Raw genomic sequence first — 18,128 nt, forward strand, 5'->3', positions numbered from 1 at the left:
TGTTTGTGTGGCTGCAAACCGCTTGGGAGAGGTGAACCTCCGTGACCATGCCCCCGTTCGGATCGAACGACCCGTTCTCCGACCTGCTCAGCCGGTTCTTCGGGATGAGCCCGCTGGCCTCTCCGCCCGCCGTGCAGCGGGTGCCGATCGGGCGGTTGCTGAGCGAGTCCTCCCAGGAGTTGCTGGGGCTCGCCGCGCAGCGCGCGGTCGAGGACGGCAGCAGCGACCTCGACACCGCGCACCTGGCCTGGGCGGCCACCCGGGTGGAGCCCTCGCGGCGGATGCTGGAGCGGGCGGGCATCGACCCGGACCGGCTGTCCGGGGACCTGGCGCACGCGTTGCCCACCGGCGACCGGGAGTCGCTGGACGGGCAGCCCGCGCTGACCCCCTCGGCCAAGCGCGCGCTGCTCGCCGCGCACGCCCGTTCGCGGGCGGTCGGCGCCTCGTACATCGGCCCGGAGCACATCCTCGGCGCCCTGCTGGAGCAGGAACGTTCCGGCGCTGGTACGGCGTTGCGCAACGCGGCGCCCTCGCAGGAGGCGCTGAAGTCGGTGCTGGAAGGGCGCGGTACCGGTGGCGAGCGCAGCAGCTCGGGCGCCCACCCGAGCGAGACGCCGACGCTGGACGAGTACGGCCAGGACCTCACCGAGGAGGCGCGCGGCGGCCGGCTGGACCCGGTGGTCGGGCGGGCCGAGGAGATCGAGCAGACCGTGGAGATCCTCTCCCGGCGGACCAAGAACAACCCGGTGCTGATCGGCGAGCCGGGCGTCGGCAAGACCGCGATCGTCGAGGGGCTGGCCCAGCGGATCGTCTCCGGGGACGTGCCGCAGAGCCTCAAGGACAAGCGGGTGGTCACCCTGGACCTGACCGCCCTGGTGGCCGGCTCCAAGTACCGGGGCGAGTTCGAGGAGCGGCTGAAGAAGGTGATCGACGAGGTCACGGCGGCCGAGAAGAGCGTGATCCTGTTCCTGGACGAGCTGCACACCGTGGTCGGCGCGGGCGGTGGCGGCGAGGGCTCGATGGACGCCGGCAACATCCTCAAACCGGCCCTGGCGCGTGGTGAGTTGAGCGTGGTCGGGGCGACCACGCTGGACGAGTACCGCAAGCACGTGGAGAAGGACGCCGCGCTGGAGCGGCGCTTCCAGCCGGTGCTGGTGCCGGAGCCGAGCGTCGAGGAGACGATCGAGATCCTCCACGGGCTGCGCGACGCCTACGAGGCGCACCACCAGGTGCGGTTCACCGACGAGGCGCTGGACGCGGCGGCGACGCTCTCCGACCGGTACGTCAGCGACCGCTTCCTGCCCGACAAGGCGATCGACCTGCTCGACCAGGCCGGCGCCCGGGTACGGCTGCGCAGCCTCAGCGGCTCCACCGCGGCGACCTCCGTGCAGGACCGGATCACCAAGCTGAAGCGGGAGCTGGACGAGGCCGTCGCGGACGAGGAGTTCGTGCGGGCCGCCAACCTGAAGACCGAACTGCGGCAGACCGAGGCCGAGTTGGCGGCGATCGCGGAGTCCCGCGAGGAGGTCGTCGAGGTGACCGCCGACGACATCGCCCAGGTGCTCTCCTCCCGGACCGGCATCCCGGTGGCGGAGCTGAACGCGACCGAGAAGGAGCGGCTGCTCAAGCTGGAGGACCACCTGCACGAGAAGGTGATCGGCCAGGACGAGGCGGTCACCGCCGTCGCCCAGGCGGTGCGCCGCGGCCGGGCCGGGATGGGCGACCCGGACCGGCCGACCGGCTCCTTCCTCTTCCTCGGGCCGACCGGCGTCGGCAAGACCGAGCTGGCCAAGGCACTGGCGGCGCTGCTGTTCGGCGACCCGGACCGAATGATCCGCTTCGACATGAGCGAGTTCCAGGAGAAGCACACCGTCTCCCGGATGGTCGGCTCCCCGCCCGGCTACGTCGGCTACGAGGAGGCGGGGCAGCTGACCGAGGCGGTGCGCCGCAAGCCGTACAGCGTGCTGCTCTTCGACGAGGTGGAGAAGGCGCACCCGGACGTCTTCAACCTGCTGCTCCAGGTGCTGGACGACGGGCGGCTCACCGACTCGCAGGGGCGTACGGTCGACTTCCGCAACACCGTGGTGATCATGACCAGCAACATCGGGTCGCAGCGGATCCTGGACCACTCGGGCAACGTGGACGAGATCCGCGACGACCTGATGCAGGACCTGCGCCGGCAGTTCCGGCCGGAGTTCCTCAACCGGATCGACGAGGTGATCGTCTTCCACGCGCTCACCCGGGAGGACCTGCTGTCGGTCGTCGGCCTGCTGCTGGAGCGCACCCGGCGGCGGCTGCGGGCCCAGGACGTGCGGCTGGAGGTCACCGAGGCGGCCAAGGAGTACCTGGTCAACCGCGGCTACCAGCCGGAGTTCGGGGCCCGGCCGCTGCGCCGGACGATCCAGTCGGAGCTGGACAACCGGATCTCCAACCTGCTGCTGGACGGCTCCGTGCGGGCGGGGGACACGCTGCTCGCGGACGTCCGCGACGGGGAACTGGTGGTGACGCTGGCGCGGTCGGAGGCGTCGGCGACCTCCGGACAGGCGGAGCAGGCGGGGTGACCGGTTCGGGCGTACTCCAGCGGGAGTACGCCCGAACGCCACTGGTGGAGGACGCGCGGGAGCCGGGCCCGGGTCTAGCCTTCCGGGCATGATGCCGCCCACGCCCCAGCCCCCGGAGCCGTCGGGCCCGCCGTCCGCCGCGACGCCACCTGCGCCGGAGCCGCCGTCCGGGCGCCGGCGCCCGCCCTGGGCGCGTGCGGGTTGGCCGGGCCGATCGGGCTGGCCAGGCTGGTCCGGCGGGTCGGGACCGCCGGTGCGGCTGGCGCTGGTGGCCGCGGTGGTCCAGGTGGTCGGGTCGGGCGTCGCCGCGCGCCACCAGGGCGGCCGGGTCCCGCTGGACGTCTTCGGCTACCTCCTGCTGCTGCTCGGCCCGGCGCTGCTGGTGCTGTTCGGGCGCCGTCCGGTCGCGGCCGTGGCGGGGACGTCGGTGGTCACCGCCGGGTACCTGGCCGCCGGGTACCCGTACGGGCCGGTGTTCGTGAGCTGGGTGATCGCCTGCGGCCTCGCGATCGGCCGCGGGCACCGCCGGGTGGCCTGGGCCGGGGTCGCCGGGGTGTACCTGGTGCACGTCCTGGCCACCTTCGTGCTGCCGGACAGCTGGCAGCGCACCCCGCCGAGCAGGTTCGCCTGGCAGGCCGAACTCGGGTTGCTGGCCTGGCTGTTGCTGGTGCTGGCGGTCGCCGAGCTGATCCGCTTCCGGCGCGAGCGGATCGCCGCCCACAGGGCCTACCGGCAGCAGCTGGAGCAGCGCCGGGCCAACGAGGAACGACTCAGGATGGCCCGGGAGTTGCACGACATCCTGGCGCACAGTCTGTCGCTGATCAACATCCAGGCCGGGGTCGCGCTGGCGCTGCTCGACCGGCGGCCGGAGGAGGCCCGCACCGCACTGGTGACGATCAAGTCGACCAGCAAGGAGGCACTCGGCGAGGTCCGCCAGGTGCTCGCCACGCTGCGCGGGCCCGACGCGGCGCCGCGCGGGCCGGCCCCCGGGCTGGGTCGGCTGGACGAACTCACCGAGCAGGCCGACCGGGTGGGCCTGGCGGTCCAGGTGCACGAGGACGGCGAGCGCCGACCGCTGTCCGCCACCGTCGACCTCACCGCCTTCCGGATCGTCCAGGAGGCACTGACCAACGTCATCCGCCACTCGGTGGCCCGGGAGGCGGTGGTGGTGCTCGACTGGCGGGATGCCGCCGTCCTGGTGGTGCTGGTCGAGGACCCGGGGCCCGCGGTGGTCGGCGACGCCGGGGGGTCCGGCAGCGGGCTGGTCGGGATGCGGGAACGGGCGTCCGCGTTCGGTGGCACCATCACGGCGGGGCCGCTGCCGGGCGGCGGCTTCCGGGTCCGGGCGGAGCTGCCGACACCGAAGGCGGAGAGCGATTGATTCGGGTAATGCTGGCGGATGACCAACTGCTGGTCCGGGCGGGCTTCCGGGCCCTGCTGGACCTCCAGGAGGACCTCACGGTGGTCGGCGAGGCGGACGACGGCGAGGCGGCGCTCCGGCTCGCCCGCGAACTGGTGCCGGACGTCGTGCTGATGGACGTCCGGATGCCCCGGATGGACGGGCTGGAGGCGACCAGGAGGATCGCCGCGGACCCGGCGCTGTCCTCCGTACGGGTGGTCGTGCTGACGACCTTCGAGCTGGACGAGTACGTCTTCGAGGCGCTGCGCTCGGGGGCGGCGGGCTTCCTGGTCAAGGACACCGAGCCGGCCGACCTGCTGCGGGCGATCCGGGTCGCGGTCGCCGGCGACGCGCTGCTCTCACCGGGCGTGACCAGGCGGCTGATCGGCGAGTTCGCGGCCCGCTCGAAGGGGCCCGAGGCGGCTCCGGCGGGGCTCTCGGACATCTCGATGCTGACCGAGCGGGAGCGCGAGGTGCTGGCGCTGGTCGGGATGGGGCTGTCCAACGACGAGATCGCCCGGCGGCTGGTGGTCAGCCCGCTGACGGCGAAGACCCACGTCAGCCGGGCGATGGTGAAGCTCGGGGCCAGGGACCGGGCGCAACTGGTGGTGCTGGCGTACGAGTCGGGGCTGGTGCGGCCGGGCTGGCTGGGCTGACGGCTACTCCCGGTCCGGCGTGTCGGACGGTGTTCGTACTCTCGCGGGAGTACCCCGACTGCCGCTGCTGGGAGGATGCGCGATGAGACTCCTCGGCGGGACGCTCAAGGCACCTCGGGAAACCCCGGGGGTGTGGAGCCGACCGCGAGGAGATGACCCGCGATGTACACCCAGCTGGCAGATTGGCACGGGCCGGGCGCCTGGATCCTGCTGGTGCCCCTGGTCTGGATCGCCGTGGTGGTCCTGGTGATCGCGCTGCTGCGCCGGACGGTCTGGCGGCGCCGCGGAGCCTGCGGCTTCGCGGGCGGGGCCGGGGCCGCCGGGGCGGCGGAGCACCCGCTCGCCGTCCTGGGCCGCCGCTACGCGGAGGGCGACATCGACGCCGAGGAGTACCGCGCCAAGCGGGCCGTGCTCACGGAGCCGACCAGGGACACCGACCGGGGAAGTGGCGCCAGGTGACCGTGCCCGGCACCGGACTCGACACCGGATGCGGCACCGCTGCCCGGGCTGCCGGCGCCGTGGAGGTCCACGGCGCCGGTGGCACCGGCATCCGGGCGCGGAGGCTCAGGGCGCCGCCGCTCACGGCACCTCCGCTCAGCCCACCGTGACCTGCGGGAGCACCTCCCGCAGGAGCGGGTCCGGCAGCCCGCGCTTGCGCCACTCGCGCGGGTAGCCGAGCGAGACCTCTTCGAACGGGACGCCGTCGTAGGTGGTCTTGCGCGGGATGTGCAGGTGGCCGTAGATCATCGCGGCGGTGTTGAAGCGGCGGTGCCAGTCGGCCGTCAGCTCGGTGCCGCACCACTGGGCGAACTCGGGGTACCAGAGGACGTCGGTGGGGTGGCGGACCAGCGGATAGTGGTTGACCAGGACCAGCGGGACGTCCGGGTCGCAAGCCGCGAGCCGCTGCTCGGTCAGCCGGACGCGCTCGCGGCACCAGGAGTCGCGGTCCGGGAACGGGTCCGGGTGGAGCATCCGCTCGTCCGCGCAGACGATGCCGCTCTCGTAGGCGGCCGCCAGGGACTCCTCCTTGGTGGTCGTGCCCGGAGCACGGAAGGAGTAGTCGTACAGGAGGAAGAGCGGGGCGATCCGGACGGGGCCGCCCGGGCCCTGCCAGATCGGGTACGGGTCCTCGGGGGTGACGACGCCGAGGCCGCGGCACAGTTCCACCAGGTGGTCGTAGCGGGCCACGCCGCGGAGCTGGACCGGGTCCTCGGGGTGGGTCCACAGCTCGTGGTTGCCGGGCGCCCACACCACGCGGGCGAAGCGGTCGGCGAGCAGGCCCAGCGCCCACTCGATGCTGGTGGTGAGTTCGGCGACGTCCCCGGCGACGAGCAGCCAGTCGTCGGGGTGGGTGGGCCGGAGCTTCTCCACCAGTTCGCGGTTCTCCCGGTAGGAGATGTGCAGATCGCTCACCGCGAGCAGCCGCCCGCCCCCGCCCGCGTCGGTGGACGCCGACTGTGCGTCGCTGCGGATCTCGGTACTCACTCCTGCCCCCTGGGGTCACCCGGCCGATGTGGCCACCCTACGTGGCGGGCGGGGGCCGTGGGCAGAGTTGGGGTGATCAGTGGTTCGGCCAGCGAGACGGGGAGTTGAGCGTAGTTCAGGAGCCGAGGTCGATCAGCACGCCGTGGGAGGTGGCGGTGGTGACGGCGAGGATGACCAGGGAGGTGATGCCCAGGGCCAGGCCGAGGAAGGCGCGGACGCGGCGGTCGGTGCCGCGGACCAGGGCCAGCGTGGCGAGGGTGATGGCGATCGGGCCCAGGACGATGTTGAAGAGCAGCAGGCCGGGGAGGCCGAGGAGGAAGGAGGCGATGGCCAGGTTGTCGGCCTCGGCGGTGCCCTGACGGTCGCCGGCGGTGCGGTCGCCGGCGGTGCGCCCGGTGGCGGCGTGGGTGCTGGCGGCGCGGTTGGTGCGGGCGTGCTCGGTGACGGTGCTCATGGCGGTGGCGGTCCTCTCAACGGGAGTGGACGGGGCGGCGGGGCTTGCGGGGGCCGGCGGCGTTCGTTCGGGCCCGGGGCGTTCGGCTGGGCCCGTAACGTTCGGCCGGGCCGGTGGCGGTCGGCCGGATCAGCGGTGGCGCAGGCGGGCGATGCCCTCGCGGGCGCCGAACGCGAGCAGCCAGGCAGCGATGGCGGCGGAGGCGGCGAGGAACACCGGGAGGGGGAGGTGGGCGGCGGTGCCGATCAGGACTCCCATGGCGACCAGTGCGGAGAACAGGATCACGGCTGGCTCCTTCGGCTGCGGCTGGTGCTGTGCCGGTTTCGGTTGACAAGTGTTCACTGACTTCGGGCACCACTGTACGCCCGGCTGGCCAAGTTCGGCAAACGACTGTTTACTGAATGGCGTGAGTCACACCGTAGGGGCCAGACAGGCCCAGAAGCAGCAGAGTCGGCGGGCCTTGCTGGACGCGGGGCTGCACCTGCTGGCCGATCAGAACCTGGCCAGCCTGGGCGTCCGCGAGGTCACCCGGGAGGCCGGGCTGTCCCCGGCCGCCTTCTACCGGCACTTCCCCGACCTCGCGACCCTCGGCGTCGCGCTGGTCGAGGAGTCGCTCGCCAGCCTGCACGTCATGATCCGCTCGGTGCTCGCCGAGGCCGGCGGCGCCGAGGAGCTGATCGACCGGACGGTGGACGTGATCCGGCAGCACGTCCGCGAACACCGTCCACACGTACGCTTCCTGGCGCGCGAGCGGCACGGCGGGGTCCGGCAGGTACGCGAGGCGATCGACGCCGAGCTCGGCCGCTTCGCCGCCGAAGTCGGTTCCGCTCTGGCGCTCCAGCCGGTCTCGAAGGGCTGGAGCGAGCAGGATCTGCGGATGCTCGCCGAGTTGTACGTCGACCACATGGTGTCGACGGCCTCCGCCTTTCTGGAGGCCCAGGAGGCGGACCCGGCCCGCGAGCAGCGGATCGCCGCGACCGCCCGGCTGCAGCTGCGCCTGATCAGCCTCGGTCGGCGTCATTGGCAGGGGAGTTGAGCGCCCCGGGCTCCTGACGGGCCCCGGCGAGCTCCTGGTGGGCCCCTGGTGAGCTCCGGATGGCCACCTGGGTGAGCTCCTGCCGGGCCCCCATTGAGCCCCCGGCTGGGCTCGGTGGGGGGTGGCCCTCGCGGTCAGGGGTGTTCTCTTGGTCTTGTTTTGACTCTTGACAGTAAGTCATGTCCGCGACAGTTTTGGGGGACCCCCACACCGAGAGGTCTCTCATGAAGAAGCCGCTCATAGGCATGCTCTCCACGCTCCTGGTCGCCGGTGCGTCCTCCCTCGTCGGCGCCCTCCCGGCCCAGGCCGCCGCCCCGACCCAAGCCGCCTCGACCCAGGCCGCCCCGACGGCCCGGACGGCCGCCGTCAGCTTCGCCGGGACGGTCGCGCTCAGCAACTGCTCCGGTTCGCTGGTGCGGATGCCGAACTCGGCCGCGACCGACCCGGCCCTCGTGCTCTCCAACGGCCATTGCCTGGAATCCGGCATGCCGGGCCCCGGCGAGGTGGTGCTCGACCAGGCCTCCAGCCGGACCTTCACCCTGCTCAACGCCACCGGCGGCCGCCTCGCCACCCTGCGCGCGACCAAGGTGGTCTACGGCGCCATGACCGACACCGATGTGTCGATCTACCAGCTGAACACCAGCTACGCCTCGATCAAGTCGAAGTACGGGATCTCGCCGCTGACCATCGCCGACACCCACCCCACCCAGGGTGCGGACATCCGGGTCGTCTCCGGTTACTGGAAGAAGATCTACTCCTGTTCGATCGACGGCTTCGCCTACCAGCTGAACGAGGCCGACTGGACCTTCAAGGACTCGGTCCGCTACACCTCCGGCTGCAACGTCATCGGCGGTACCTCCGGCTCGCCGGTGGTCGACGCCTCGACCGGTCAGCTGGTCGCGGTGAACAACACGATCAACGAGAACGGCGAGTCCTGCACCCTTGACAACCCGTGCGAGGTCGACGAGAGCGGCGCGGTGACGGTGCACCAGGGCATCGGCTACGCCCAGGAGACGTACGGCATCCCCGCCTGCTTCGCTCCCGGCAACCGCCTGGACCTCACCCTGTCGGGCTGCACCCTGCCCCGCCCGTAGGCCTCGTCGACACCCCCTGACCAGCACCTTCTCCCGATGGGCCACCCGCGACCAGGCGGGTGGCCCATTCGGCCGTCCACCGGGCGGCCGCCGCACCATCCGCACCGCAGAGTTGTGCCGACGGGGTAGCTGCCATGTCCGTTGACCAGATGGAGAGTTGATGACCACCAAGCTGAAGAGGCTGTTGGTTTCCGTCCTGCTGATACCGATGTTCGCGATCGGCGTCCTGGCCGCCCCGGCCTCGGCTGCCGGCGCACAGGGGGCCGAGGCGGCCGGTGCCGCGCACGGCCGGAGCCCCGCGGACGATCCGACCGCCGACATCAAGGACCGCCTGGCGGCGATCCCCGGCGTGACGATCACCGAGGAGCAGCCGACCACCACCGGCCACCGCTACTTCCTGGCCACCTACACCCAGCCGATCGACCACTTCCGCCCCTGGCTGGGCACCTTCCAGCAGCGCTTCAGCGTGCTGCACCGGGGCTACGACCGCCCGACCGTCTTCTACACCAACGGCTACACGCTGGGCACCACCCCGTCCCGCACCGAGCCGACCCGGCTGGTGGACGGCAACCAGGTCTCCATCGAGTACCGGTTCTTCACCCCCTCCCGCCCCGAGCCGGCCGACTGGTCCAAGGCGGGCATCCGCCAGCAGGCCGCCGACTCGCACAAGCTGGTGACCGCGCTCAAGCGGATCTACCAGCAGGAGTGGCTCTCCACCGGTGCCAGCAAGGGCGGCATGTCCTCCACCTTCTACCGCCGCTTCTACCCGGACGACGTGGCGGGCACGATCGCCTACGTCGCGCCGAACAACACCGATGTCAACGACTACGCGGCCTACACCGACTTCTTCCGCACCGTCGGCACGCCCGAGTGCCGCGCCAAGCTGAACGCCGCCCAGCGCGAGCTGCTGGTGCGTCGCGACCGCCTGGAGCCCCGCTACGTCGCCGACAACAAGGCGGCGGGCTCCACCTTCAACACCCTCGGCACCCCGGACCGCGCCTACGAGGCCGGTGTGCTCGACGTGGTCTGGGCGTTCTGGCAGTACAGCCTGGAGTCGGACTGCGCGAAGGTCCCGGTGGCCGCCACCGCGACCGACGACGAGCTGTACGCGTGGTACGACGCCCAGTCCGGCATCACCGGCAACAGCGACCAGTCGCTGGCGAAGTACACCGCGTACTACTACCAGGCCGCGACCGAGCTGGGTGCGCCGTACTTCGACGTCTCGTACCTGAAGGACCAGTTGCACTACGACTACAAGGAGCTCTACTCGGCCCGCTCCTACGTGCCGAAGGAGATCCCGACCGTCTTCAACCCGCGTGCGATGCCCGACATCGACCGCTGGGTGAAGCGCGAGGGCGAGCGGATCATGTTCGTCTACGGCGGCAACGACCCGTGGGGCGCCAAGCCGTTCCGTCTCGGCCGGGGCAGTGACGACAGCTACGTCTACGTCGTTCCGGGCGGCAACCACGGCTCCAACATCGGCAAGCTGCCGGCCGCGCAGTCGGCGGAGGCCACCGCCAAGGTGCTGGAGTGGGCCGGTCTGGGTGACCAGGACGGCGCCCGCTCGCTGGCCAAGTCCCCGCAGGCGGGGGCGCCCTTCGGCCCGCTCGACATCGAGGGCCAGCGGCTGGAGCAGGAGCGCCGCCCGCTGTAACACCCCGTAGCCGACCGTCAAGGCCAGCCGGGCCAGCCGGGCCAGCCGGACCGGTACGACCAGTCGGACCAGCGCTCTCGGCACGATCAGCACGACCAGTCGGACCAGCACGATCAGCACGACCAGCACGACCAGCAGGGCCAGGAGGCCGCCCCAGCCGGGGCGGCCTCCCGTCGTTGGAGCCGAACGAGGGCGCCGCCCCCTCCCCGAAGCAGTGAATCGGTGCTTCAATGCTTCCATGGCCTACCGACGCACCCCCGCCGTCCAAGCCCGCCTGGACGCCCAGCGCGAGGCGGTGCTGCAGTCGGCGGTCGGCCTGCTCGCCGAGCGCGGCTACGGTGGCTGCACCATGGCCGCCGTGGCGGACCGCGCCGGGATCGCCACCGGCAGCGTCTACCAGCACTTCGCCAACAAGGCCGAGCTGTCGGTGGAGTTGTTCCGCCGGGTGGTCACCCGCGAGATGGCCGCGGTGAACACCGCCGTCTCCCTCCGGGACACCCCGCAGCGGCGGATCGCCGCCGTGGTCGAGACCTTCGCCGCCCGCGCCCTGCGCGCGCCCCGGCTGGCGTACGCGCTGCTGGTGGAGCCCGCCGACGCGGTGGTGGACGGCGAGCGCCTGGTCTTCCGGCGGGCGTTCCGGGACGTGATCGCCACCGAGATCGCCGCCGCCGTGGCGGCCGGCGAACTCCCCGAGCAGGACCCGGTGCTGACCGCCGCCGCCCTGGTCGGCGCGGTCGGGGAGGCCCTGGCCGGTCCGCTCGCGGCCGCCCCGGTCGAGACGACTGCCCCTGCCGAGACAGCCGAGACATCCGGGAAGGCCGGGAAGGCCGAGACAGCCGGGAGAGCCGAGGCACCCGAGACGGCCGAGACAGTCGGGAAAGCCGAGCCCTCCGAACCCCAGCGGGCCACCGCCGAGGTGGTCCCCGCCCTGGTCTCCTTCACCCTGCGTGCCCTGGGAGGACGCGATGACAGCGACGCATGAGGTCACCAACCAGGTGCCCCTGCCGTACGGACACGACACCGCCGCCGACCCGACCCTGCTCGCCGCCCTGCACCGGGCCGGCGCGGGCTGGGCCGAGCCCGAACTGCGCGAGCTCGGCCGCCTGGCGGGCTCCGAGCAGGCCGCCGACTGGGGTCGGCTGGCCAACGAGAACCCGCCCGTGCTGCGCACCCACGACCGCTTCGGCCACCGGATCGACGAGGTCGAGTTCCACCCGTACTGGCACGAGCTGATGCGCACCGCCGTCTCGTACGGGCTGCACGCCGCGCCCTGGCGGGAGGAGCGGCCCGGCGCCCACTCCGCCCGCGCCGCCAAGTTCTTCGTCTGGAGCCAGGTCGAGGCCGGCCACACCTGCCCGATCTCGATGACCTACGCCGCCGTCCCCGCGCTGCGCCAGAGTCCCGATCTGGCCGCCGAGTTGGAGCCGCGGCTGGCCGCCACCGAGTACGACTACGGGCTGCGCGAGCCGCACACCAAGCGCGGGCTGATCGCCGGCATGTCGATGACCGAGAAGCAGGGCGGCTCGGACGTCCGCACCAACACCACCACGGCGCTCCCGCAGCCAGACGGCAGCTACCGGCTCACCGGCCACAAGTGGTTCACCTCGGCGCCGATGTCCGACCTCTTCCTGACCTTGGCCCAGGCCCCCGGCGGGCTCAGCTGCTTCGTGCTGCCGCGGGTCCTCCCGGACGGCAGCCGCAACCGGCTGCACCTGATGCGGCTCAAGGACAAGCTCGGCAACAAGTCCAACGCCTCCGCCGAGCTGGAGTACGACGGCGCGGTCGGACTGCTGGTCGGGGCCGAGGGCCGGGGCGTGCAGACCATCATCGAGATGGTCAACATGACCCGCCTGGACTGCACCATCGGCGCCGCCTCCGGGATGCGCTACGGCGCCACCCGCGCGGTCCACCACGCCCTGCACCGGAGGGCGTTCGGCAAGGCACTGGTCGACCAGCCGCTGATGCGCAACGTGCTGGCCGACCTGGTGGTGGAGTCCGAGGCGGCCACCACCGTCGCGATGCGGCTGGCCCGGTCCACCGACCTCGCTCTCGCCGGGGACGAAACCGAGGCGCTGGTGAGGCGGTTGGGCCTGGCGGTGGCCAAGTACTGGGTGTGCAAGCGCGGTCCGGCGCACTCCGCCGAGGCGCTGGAGTGCCTGGGCGGCAACGGCTACGTCGAGGAGTCCGGGATGCCCCGGCTCTACCGCGAGGCCCCGCTGGTGTCGATCTGGGAGGGCTCCGGCAACGTCGCCGCGCTGGACGCCCTGCGTGCCATGGCCAAGCGCCCGGAGACGGTCGAGGCCTTCCTCGGCGAACTCGACGCGGCCGCCGGGGCGGACCGCCGGCTGGACGCCGCCGTCGCCGAACTCCGCAAGCAGCTCAGCGACTTGAGTGATCTGGAGTACCGCACCCGGCGGCTGGTCGAGTCGATGGCGCTGGCCTTCCAGGGCTCGCTGCTGGTCCGCTACGGCAGCCCGGCGGTGGCCGACGCCTTCTGCGCGAGCCGGCTCGGCGGCGACCACGGCGCCGCCTTCGGCACCCTGCCCTCCGGTGTCGACACCGCGGAGATCATCGACCGCGCCCGCCCGGTGCCCGCGTGAACGACGAGGAGGGCCAGGAAGCCCAGGAGGCGCAGGACGTACGGGAGTTCTGGCGGGCGCTCGGCCTGCCCGGGATGATCGACGTGCACACCCACTTCATGCCGAAGAACGTCCTCGACAAGGTGTGGGCGTATTTCGACGCGGCCGGCCCGCTGGTGAACCGCCCCTGGCCGATCACCTACCGCGAGGCCGAGGAACAACGCGTCCAGCGGCTGCGGGACTTCGGCGTCCGGGCGTTCACCTCGATGCTCTACCCGCACAAGCCGGCCATGGCGGGCTGGCTGAACGCCTGGGCGGCCGAGTTCGCCGCCCGCACCCCGGACTGCCTGCACACCGCGACCTTCTTCCCCGAACCGGGGGTGGCCGATTACGTGACGCGGGCGATCGAGGACGGCGCCCGGGTGTTCAAGGCGCACCTCCAGGTCGGCGGCTACGACCCGACGGACGCCCGGCTGGACGAGGTCTGGGCGCTGCTGGCCGACACCGGCACCCCGGTGGTCGCCCACTGCGGATCCGGTCCGGTCCCGGGCAAGTTCACCGGCCCCGGCCCGATCGGCGCGGTCCTGGACCGGCATCCGGGCCTGGTCCTGGTGGTCGCCCACCTCGGCATGCCCGAGTACCGCGACTTCCTCGACCTGGCCGAGCGCCACCCGTCCGTCCGGCTGGACACCACCATCGCGTTCACCGACTTCGCCGAGGCCGACGTCCCGTTCCCGCGCGACGAACTGCCGCGCCTGCGCGGGCTGGGCGAACGCGTCCTGCTGGGCAGCGACTTCCCCAACATCCCGTACCGGTACGTCCACCAGCTGGAGGCGCTGGCCGGGCTGGGGCTGGGGGAGGAGTGGCTCCGGGCGGTCTGCCACGACAACGCGGCCGCGCTGTTCGGCCTCAGCTGACGGCGCCCAGCACCCCCACCGCCGCCGGGTGCAGTCCGGGTGCGGCGGCGAGGAAGCTGTCCGAGTCGGCCGTCCAGGCCGCCCCGGCGGCGTCCGTCACCGTCGCGCCCGCCTCGCTCGCCACCAGGGCGCCGGGCAGCAGGTTGCCCGCGTCCTGGCCGTACTCCCAGAACAGCGCCAGGTGCCCGGAGCCGACCTGCGCCACCTGGAGCGCGGTCGGGCCGAGGTTGCGCACCGCCAGCACCGCGCCGGCCATCGCGGACAGGGACTCGCCGGCCCGCCGCAGCGCCACCGGGTCGGCGGCCACCAGCGGCGGCTGGCTGGTGGCGGCGACGGTGGCCGCCAACTCCCGCTCCAGCGGCGCGATCGGCCGCCCGTCCAGCTGTGCTCCGCCGCCCAGCACCGCGCGGTAGGTGCGGCCCGCGCCGAACAGCTCCGGGGCGTGCACCACGGCCAGCACCGCGGCGCCGTCGCGCACCAGGGCCGCGGTGACCGCCCAGTGCGGCTGCCCGAGCAGGTACTGCACCGCGCCGTCGGTCGCGTCGCACACCCACCATTCGCCCGCGGCGGGCACCGAGCCGTCCAACTCCTCCGGCAGCCAGCCGGCCTGCGGGCGCAGCGCGGCCAGCCGCTCGCGCAGCTCGGCGGCGGCCGGGCCGTCCAGTGCCGCGAACCGCGCCATCGCCTCCTCGACGGTCCGCCCCGGGGTGGGCTCGGCCGGCCGGCCCGCGGCCAGCTTCGCGCCGACCTCCCGCACCGCCGCCTCCACGGCCGCCGCCAGCGTCCACAGCTCCGTCGTCCCCATCGCGGTCTCTTCCTCTCCCGGTGGCCGGTCCACTCCGGCCGAACAGGACAAGGAGTACCGTCTGAGCTGCCGAACAGGACGCTCAATCGGCCTCGAATGACGGAGATCGGACACCATGGACCTCGCCACGACCGATCCGGACACCGTGCTGGACACCCTCGACCGCCGCCTGATCGGTGCCCTCCAGGTGGACGGACGGGCCGAGCCCGGCCGGATCGCCGAGGTGCTGGGCGTCTCCGCCCGGACGGTCACCCGCCGGCTGGGCCGGATGCGGCAGGCCGGGGTGCTGCGGGTGGTCCGGATGCCCGACGTCGAGGACGCCGCCGTGGGGGCGCTGCTGCTGCGGGTCCGGGTGCTGCGCGGCCGGGTGGACGCCATCGCCCGGGCGCTCGCCGACCGCCCCGACGTCCCCTTCGTCGACGTCATGCTCGGCGGCCACGAGGTCGGGGCCGTGATGCTGAGCGACGCGGGCGCCCGCGACCGCCTGCTGTACGGGCAACTGCCCGCGACCGGCGCCGTCACCGAGACCACCACCCACGCCGTGCTGCACGTCTTCGCGGACGCCGGGCAGTGGCGGGCCGGCTCGCTGACCGACCAGGAGGCCGCCGCGCTCGCCCGGCCGCTCGCCCCGCGCCCGGCCACGCCCCCGCCGCTGGACGGCCTCGACCGCGCGCTGCTGGACCGGCTGGAGCAGGACGCCCGGCAGTCCCACGCCGTACTGGCGGCGGCGGTCGGCGCCCCCGAGTCGACCGTCCGGCGCCGCCTGCACCGGCTGGACGGGCTCGGACTGCTGCGTACCCACGCCACCGTGGACCCCCGGCTGCTCGGCATGGCCGTGGACGCCAACCTCTGGCTCGACGTGCCGCCCGGCCGGCTCGCCGAGGTCGGCACCGCACTGGCCCGCCACCCCCGGGTGCACGGCGTCTTCGCCACCAGCGGCCCGACCAACCTGCTGGCCACGCTGTTCTGCCCCGACCACGGCGGCCTCTACCGCTTCCTCACCGACACCCTCGGCCCGCTCGGCGTCACCCGCGCCGAGACCACCATCACCGCCCGCGCGGTGAAGCGGGCGGGCGTGCCGCTCCGGCAGCCGGGCCGACCATGAGGGGCCGGGCCTTCCCGCGGCCGGGGGCAGCGGCGGCCGGGAGGAGGGGGCCGCAGCGGCCGGGGAGCGGTGGCCGGCTAGCGCTCCGGGCCGACGACGGACTGGAGGTACCGGACGGTCTCCGGGTCGGCGGGCAGGAAGGTCTCCATGGCGAGTTCGGAGACGGTCACGTCCAGCGGTGTGTTGAAGGTGGCGATGGTGGACAGGAAGGAGAGCACCCGCCCGTCGCGCCGGACCCGCAACGGCAGCGCGAAGGGGTGCCCGTGCCCGGCGCCGTCCCCGGCCGGCCCGTCCTCCGCCGGTTCCGGGTAGCCGCGGACCTCCTCGTACAGCCGCCGCAACGGCTCCGCGCGGACCAGCTCCAGCCGGTGTTCCAGCCGCGCCAGCAGGTGCCCGCGCCACTGCCGGAAGTTGACGATCTGCGGCGCCAGCCCGTCCGGGTGCAGGGCGACCCGTACGGCGTTGAACGGCAGCCGGAGCAGCTGCGGGTCGACGCCGTCCAGCAGCAGGGCGAGCGAGCGGTTGGCCGCCAGCACCTGGAAGGTCCCGTCGAGCACCACCGCCGGGTACGGGTCGTGCGCGGCGAGCAGCCGCTCGACGCCGCCGCGCAGCGCGTCCATGGACGGGTCGGCCAGTGGTGTCTCGGGGTAGTGCGGGGCGTAACCGGCCGCCAGCATCAGGGAGTTGCGCTCGCGCACCGGGACGTCCAGCTGTTCGGCCAGCCGTAGCAGCAGGTCCCGGCCCGGCCGGGCGCGGCCGTTCTCGACGAAGCTGAGGTGCCGGGCCGAGGAGTCCGCCCGCACGGCCAGTTGCAGTTGGCTGAGCTGCCGGCGTTCCCGCCAGCCGCGGATCAGCGGGCCGACGCCCGTCCCGGTGGGGCTGCCCATGCCCGCCACGATCGTCATGGGCAAGGACGGTACTCGAACGAGCCGGTCCCGCGGGAGGGGGCCGGGCGGATCAGGCGGGGTCGGCCGGGGATCAGGCGCCGGTGGTCGAGCCCGGGCGGATCACCATCAGCACCACGACCACGGCCCACAGCAGGTTGAACACCCCGGCGGTCATCGGCAGCATCCGCAGGCCGCTGACGGCCTTGGTGTGCTTCTCGTCCGCCGGGTCGAGTCCGAGCGCGTCCACGGCGGCCTGCTGGCCGGGCAGGACGAAGAGCAGCAGGGAGAGCGCGGCGATCGCGGTGAGCACCATCGAGGCGATCAGCCAGGACTGGCTCAGCACGTCCATCACCTGGGCGACGCCGATGCCCAGCACCGGCACGGCGACGCCGAGCAGCGCGTAGAGCTGGGTGATCCGGTGCAGGACGCGCAGCACGCCCGCGTCCGAGGCCTGGTCCGGCCCGCCGGCCAGGGCGGCCTTCGCCCGGCGCGGGAACATGCTGACGGCCACCGCGACCGGGCCTATGAACAGGACCGACGCGAGGACGTGCAGGCTCAGCAGGAACTTGGCCATGGCGGGGCACCCTTTGATCCGGTGGGCAGCTGGGGGTCGGCGGGCGTGCGCCGTCGGCGTGCCCACGACCAGGCACGCTAACACCGCTTATTCAGCGGCCCCGCGCTCGGGTGCCCCCGGCCGGTGCCCTGCTCAGCCCGCCGGGACCAGCTCCACGATCCGCGGCGGGGCGGTGCTGACGGCGGCGACGGCCGCGCCCTGCCCGGGGGCGGTCCAGTCGAGCAGGTGGAGGTCCTGGAAGCGGCTGCGCGCCGGCGGGCCGGGCGGCACCTCCAGCGGCAGGGCGGAGAGGTCGACCTGTCCGAGGGTGTCCAGGGTGGCGCGCCCGATCTTGATCAGCGACTCCTTGCGCACCCACAGCCGCAGGAACGCCCGGTCCGGCTCCGGGGCCGCTTCGACCAGGGCCAGCTCGGCCGGGGTGAGCACCCGGCGGGCGACCGCGCCCAGCGAGCCGCCCCGGGTGGCGAGTTCCACGTCCACGCCGACCGGCCGGCGGCCCGCCCCGGCGGCGACCACGCCCCGGGTGTGGGACAGGCTCACCTCCACCCCGGGGTGGTCGGGCAGGTAGGGCTTGCCGTGGTCGGCGAGGCCGCAGTCCGGGCACTGCTGGGCGAGGACCAGCCCGGCCGCGGGGACGCCGAGCAGCCGGGCGGCGCAGAGCCGGACCAGGACGTGCCCGGCGACGAAGTCGGTCCGCCCGGACTCGTGCCGGAAACGTCCGGCACGGGCCCGCTCGACGTCGGTGAGCAGGTGCTCGCCCGCCTCGGGGTGGCGCAGTACGGCGTCTGCGGACGCGACGGCGACGAGCGGTGCGTCCTGCTCCTGGGCCTCGGTGGTCATGGGCTCCAACCTAGTCCGCCGGGTCGTCGAGCGGGGGCCCGGACCTCGAGGAGCCCGGAGTGAGCCGGAGGCAAGCCCCCAG

At 73.4% G+C, this 18,128-nt stretch carries 18 protein-coding genes; 11 read left to right on the forward strand and 7 right to left on the reverse strand.

Translation table 11 applies throughout. From position 1 onward, the window contains the following. Positions 1 to 47: 47 nt before the first annotated feature. From ACFWIS_RS01180 to ACFWIS_RS01195, 4 genes are all read left to right on the forward strand, one after another. Positions 48 to 2,561, forward strand: a complete 2,514-nt coding sequence (locus ACFWIS_RS01180; protein WP_380455391.1) for an ATP-dependent Clp protease ATP-binding subunit — start codon at positions 48 to 50, stop codon at positions 2,559 to 2,561. 253 nt (positions 2,562 to 2,814) lie between these two features. Then, positions 2,815 to 3,942 carry a sensor histidine kinase gene (locus ACFWIS_RS01185; protein ID WP_380455364.1) on the forward strand — a complete coding sequence of 376 codons (1,128 nt, stop codon included), beginning with the start codon at positions 2,815 to 2,817 and terminating at the stop codon, positions 3,940 to 3,942. Beyond that, the gene (locus ACFWIS_RS01190) at positions 3,939 to 4,616 is read left to right on the forward strand and encodes a response regulator (RefSeq protein ID WP_380455362.1); all 678 of its coding nucleotides are present in this window, start codon (positions 3,939 to 3,941) and stop codon (positions 4,614 to 4,616) included. The genes ACFWIS_RS01185 and ACFWIS_RS01190 overlap by 4 nt, the downstream gene beginning before the upstream one ends. Before the next feature lie 162 nt (positions 4,617 to 4,778). Then, positions 4,779 to 5,075: an SHOCT domain-containing protein gene (locus ACFWIS_RS01195; RefSeq protein ID WP_380455360.1), complete on the forward strand. Its 297-nt coding sequence runs from the start codon at positions 4,779 to 4,781 to the stop codon at positions 5,073 to 5,075. Positions 5,076 to 5,210: 135 nt separating this feature from the next. Here the strand turns inward: ACFWIS_RS01195 and ACFWIS_RS01200 are convergent, their stop codons facing one another. The 3 genes from ACFWIS_RS01200 to ACFWIS_RS01210 all read right to left on the reverse strand — a co-directional run bounded on the left by ACFWIS_RS01200 (position 5,211) and on the right by ACFWIS_RS01210 (position 6,840). Beyond that, entirely contained in the window at positions 5,211 to 6,101 is an 891-nt protein-coding gene (locus ACFWIS_RS01200; RefSeq protein ID WP_380455358.1) for a metallophosphoesterase family protein, read from the reverse strand. A gap of 115 nt (positions 6,102 to 6,216) precedes the next feature. Then, the gene (locus ACFWIS_RS01205; protein WP_380455356.1) at positions 6,217 to 6,555 is read right to left on the reverse strand and encodes a DUF4190 domain-containing protein; all 339 of its coding nucleotides are present in this window, start codon (positions 6,553 to 6,555) and stop codon (positions 6,217 to 6,219) included. 129 nt (positions 6,556 to 6,684) lie between these two features. Beyond that, entirely contained in the window at positions 6,685 to 6,840 is a 156-nt protein-coding gene (locus tag ACFWIS_RS01210) for a hypothetical protein (protein ID WP_380455354.1), read from the reverse strand. Positions 6,841 to 6,961: 121 nt separating this feature from the next. Here ACFWIS_RS01210 and ACFWIS_RS01215 point away from each other — a divergent pair, with 121 nt between their 5' ends. The 6 genes from ACFWIS_RS01215 to ACFWIS_RS01240 all read left to right on the forward strand — a co-directional run bounded on the left by ACFWIS_RS01215 (position 6,962) and on the right by ACFWIS_RS01240 (position 13,835). Further along, positions 6,962 to 7,591, forward strand: a complete 630-nt coding sequence (locus tag ACFWIS_RS01215) for a TetR family transcriptional regulator (RefSeq protein WP_380455353.1) — start codon at positions 6,962 to 6,964, stop codon at positions 7,589 to 7,591. 224 nt (positions 7,592 to 7,815) lie between these two features. Next, positions 7,816 to 8,685 carry a serine protease gene (locus ACFWIS_RS01220; RefSeq protein WP_380455351.1) on the forward strand — a complete coding sequence of 290 codons (870 nt, stop codon included), beginning with the start codon at positions 7,816 to 7,818 and terminating at the stop codon, positions 8,683 to 8,685. 160 nt (positions 8,686 to 8,845) lie between these two features. After that, a complete protein-coding gene (locus tag ACFWIS_RS01225) occupies positions 8,846 to 10,339 on the forward strand; it encodes a S28 family serine protease (RefSeq protein ID WP_380455349.1) in 1,494 nt (497 codons plus the stop codon). Between the two features lie 238 nt (positions 10,340 to 10,577). Then, a complete protein-coding gene (locus tag ACFWIS_RS01230) occupies positions 10,578 to 11,321 on the forward strand; it encodes a TetR/AcrR family transcriptional regulator (protein WP_380455347.1) in 744 nt (247 codons plus the stop codon). Continuing rightward, on the forward strand, positions 11,305 to 12,939 hold the full coding sequence (locus tag ACFWIS_RS01235; protein WP_380455345.1) for an acyl-CoA dehydrogenase family protein: 1,635 nt from the start codon (positions 11,305 to 11,307) through the stop codon (positions 12,937 to 12,939). The genes ACFWIS_RS01230 and ACFWIS_RS01235 overlap by 17 nt, the downstream gene beginning before the upstream one ends. Positions 12,940 to 13,013: 74 nt before the next feature. Beyond that, positions 13,014 to 13,835: an amidohydrolase family protein gene (locus ACFWIS_RS01240; RefSeq protein WP_380455389.1), complete on the forward strand. Its 822-nt coding sequence runs from the start codon at positions 13,014 to 13,016 to the stop codon at positions 13,833 to 13,835. On the opposite strand, the gene ACFWIS_RS01245 is transcribed toward ACFWIS_RS01240, so the two are convergent. Further along, positions 13,828 to 14,640: an inositol monophosphatase family protein gene (locus ACFWIS_RS01245; protein ID WP_380455343.1), complete on the reverse strand. Its 813-nt coding sequence runs from the start codon at positions 14,638 to 14,640 to the stop codon at positions 13,828 to 13,830. The genes ACFWIS_RS01240 and ACFWIS_RS01245 overlap by 8 nt on opposite strands. A 115-nt stretch (positions 14,641 to 14,755) precedes the next feature. Between ACFWIS_RS01245 and ACFWIS_RS01250 the strand changes: the two genes are divergently transcribed. Continuing rightward, the gene (locus tag ACFWIS_RS01250; RefSeq protein ID WP_380455341.1) at positions 14,756 to 15,745 is read left to right on the forward strand and encodes an Lrp/AsnC family transcriptional regulator; all 990 of its coding nucleotides are present in this window, start codon (positions 14,756 to 14,758) and stop codon (positions 15,743 to 15,745) included. Between the two features lie 77 nt (positions 15,746 to 15,822). Here the strand turns inward: ACFWIS_RS01250 and ACFWIS_RS01255 are convergent, their stop codons facing one another. The 3 genes from ACFWIS_RS01255 to ACFWIS_RS01265 all read right to left on the reverse strand — a co-directional run bounded on the left by ACFWIS_RS01255 (position 15,823) and on the right by ACFWIS_RS01265 (position 18,046). Beyond that, positions 15,823 to 16,650, reverse strand: a complete 828-nt coding sequence (locus tag ACFWIS_RS01255; protein WP_380455339.1) for a helix-turn-helix domain-containing protein — start codon at positions 16,648 to 16,650, stop codon at positions 15,823 to 15,825. Between the two features lie 73 nt (positions 16,651 to 16,723). Continuing rightward, a complete protein-coding gene (locus ACFWIS_RS01260) occupies positions 16,724 to 17,206 on the reverse strand; it encodes a DUF2269 family protein (RefSeq protein WP_380455337.1) in 483 nt (160 codons plus the stop codon). 132 nt (positions 17,207 to 17,338) lie between these two features. Continuing rightward, entirely contained in the window at positions 17,339 to 18,046 is a 708-nt protein-coding gene (locus tag ACFWIS_RS01265; protein ID WP_380455336.1) for a 4'-phosphopantetheinyl transferase family protein, read from the reverse strand. Positions 18,047 to 18,128: the final 82 nt, after the last annotated feature.

Source organism: Kitasatospora sp. NPDC127060 (assembly GCF_042724935.1).
In the GTDB taxonomy this organism is placed as follows: domain Bacteria; phylum Actinomycetota; class Actinomycetes; order Streptomycetales; family Streptomycetaceae; genus Kitasatospora.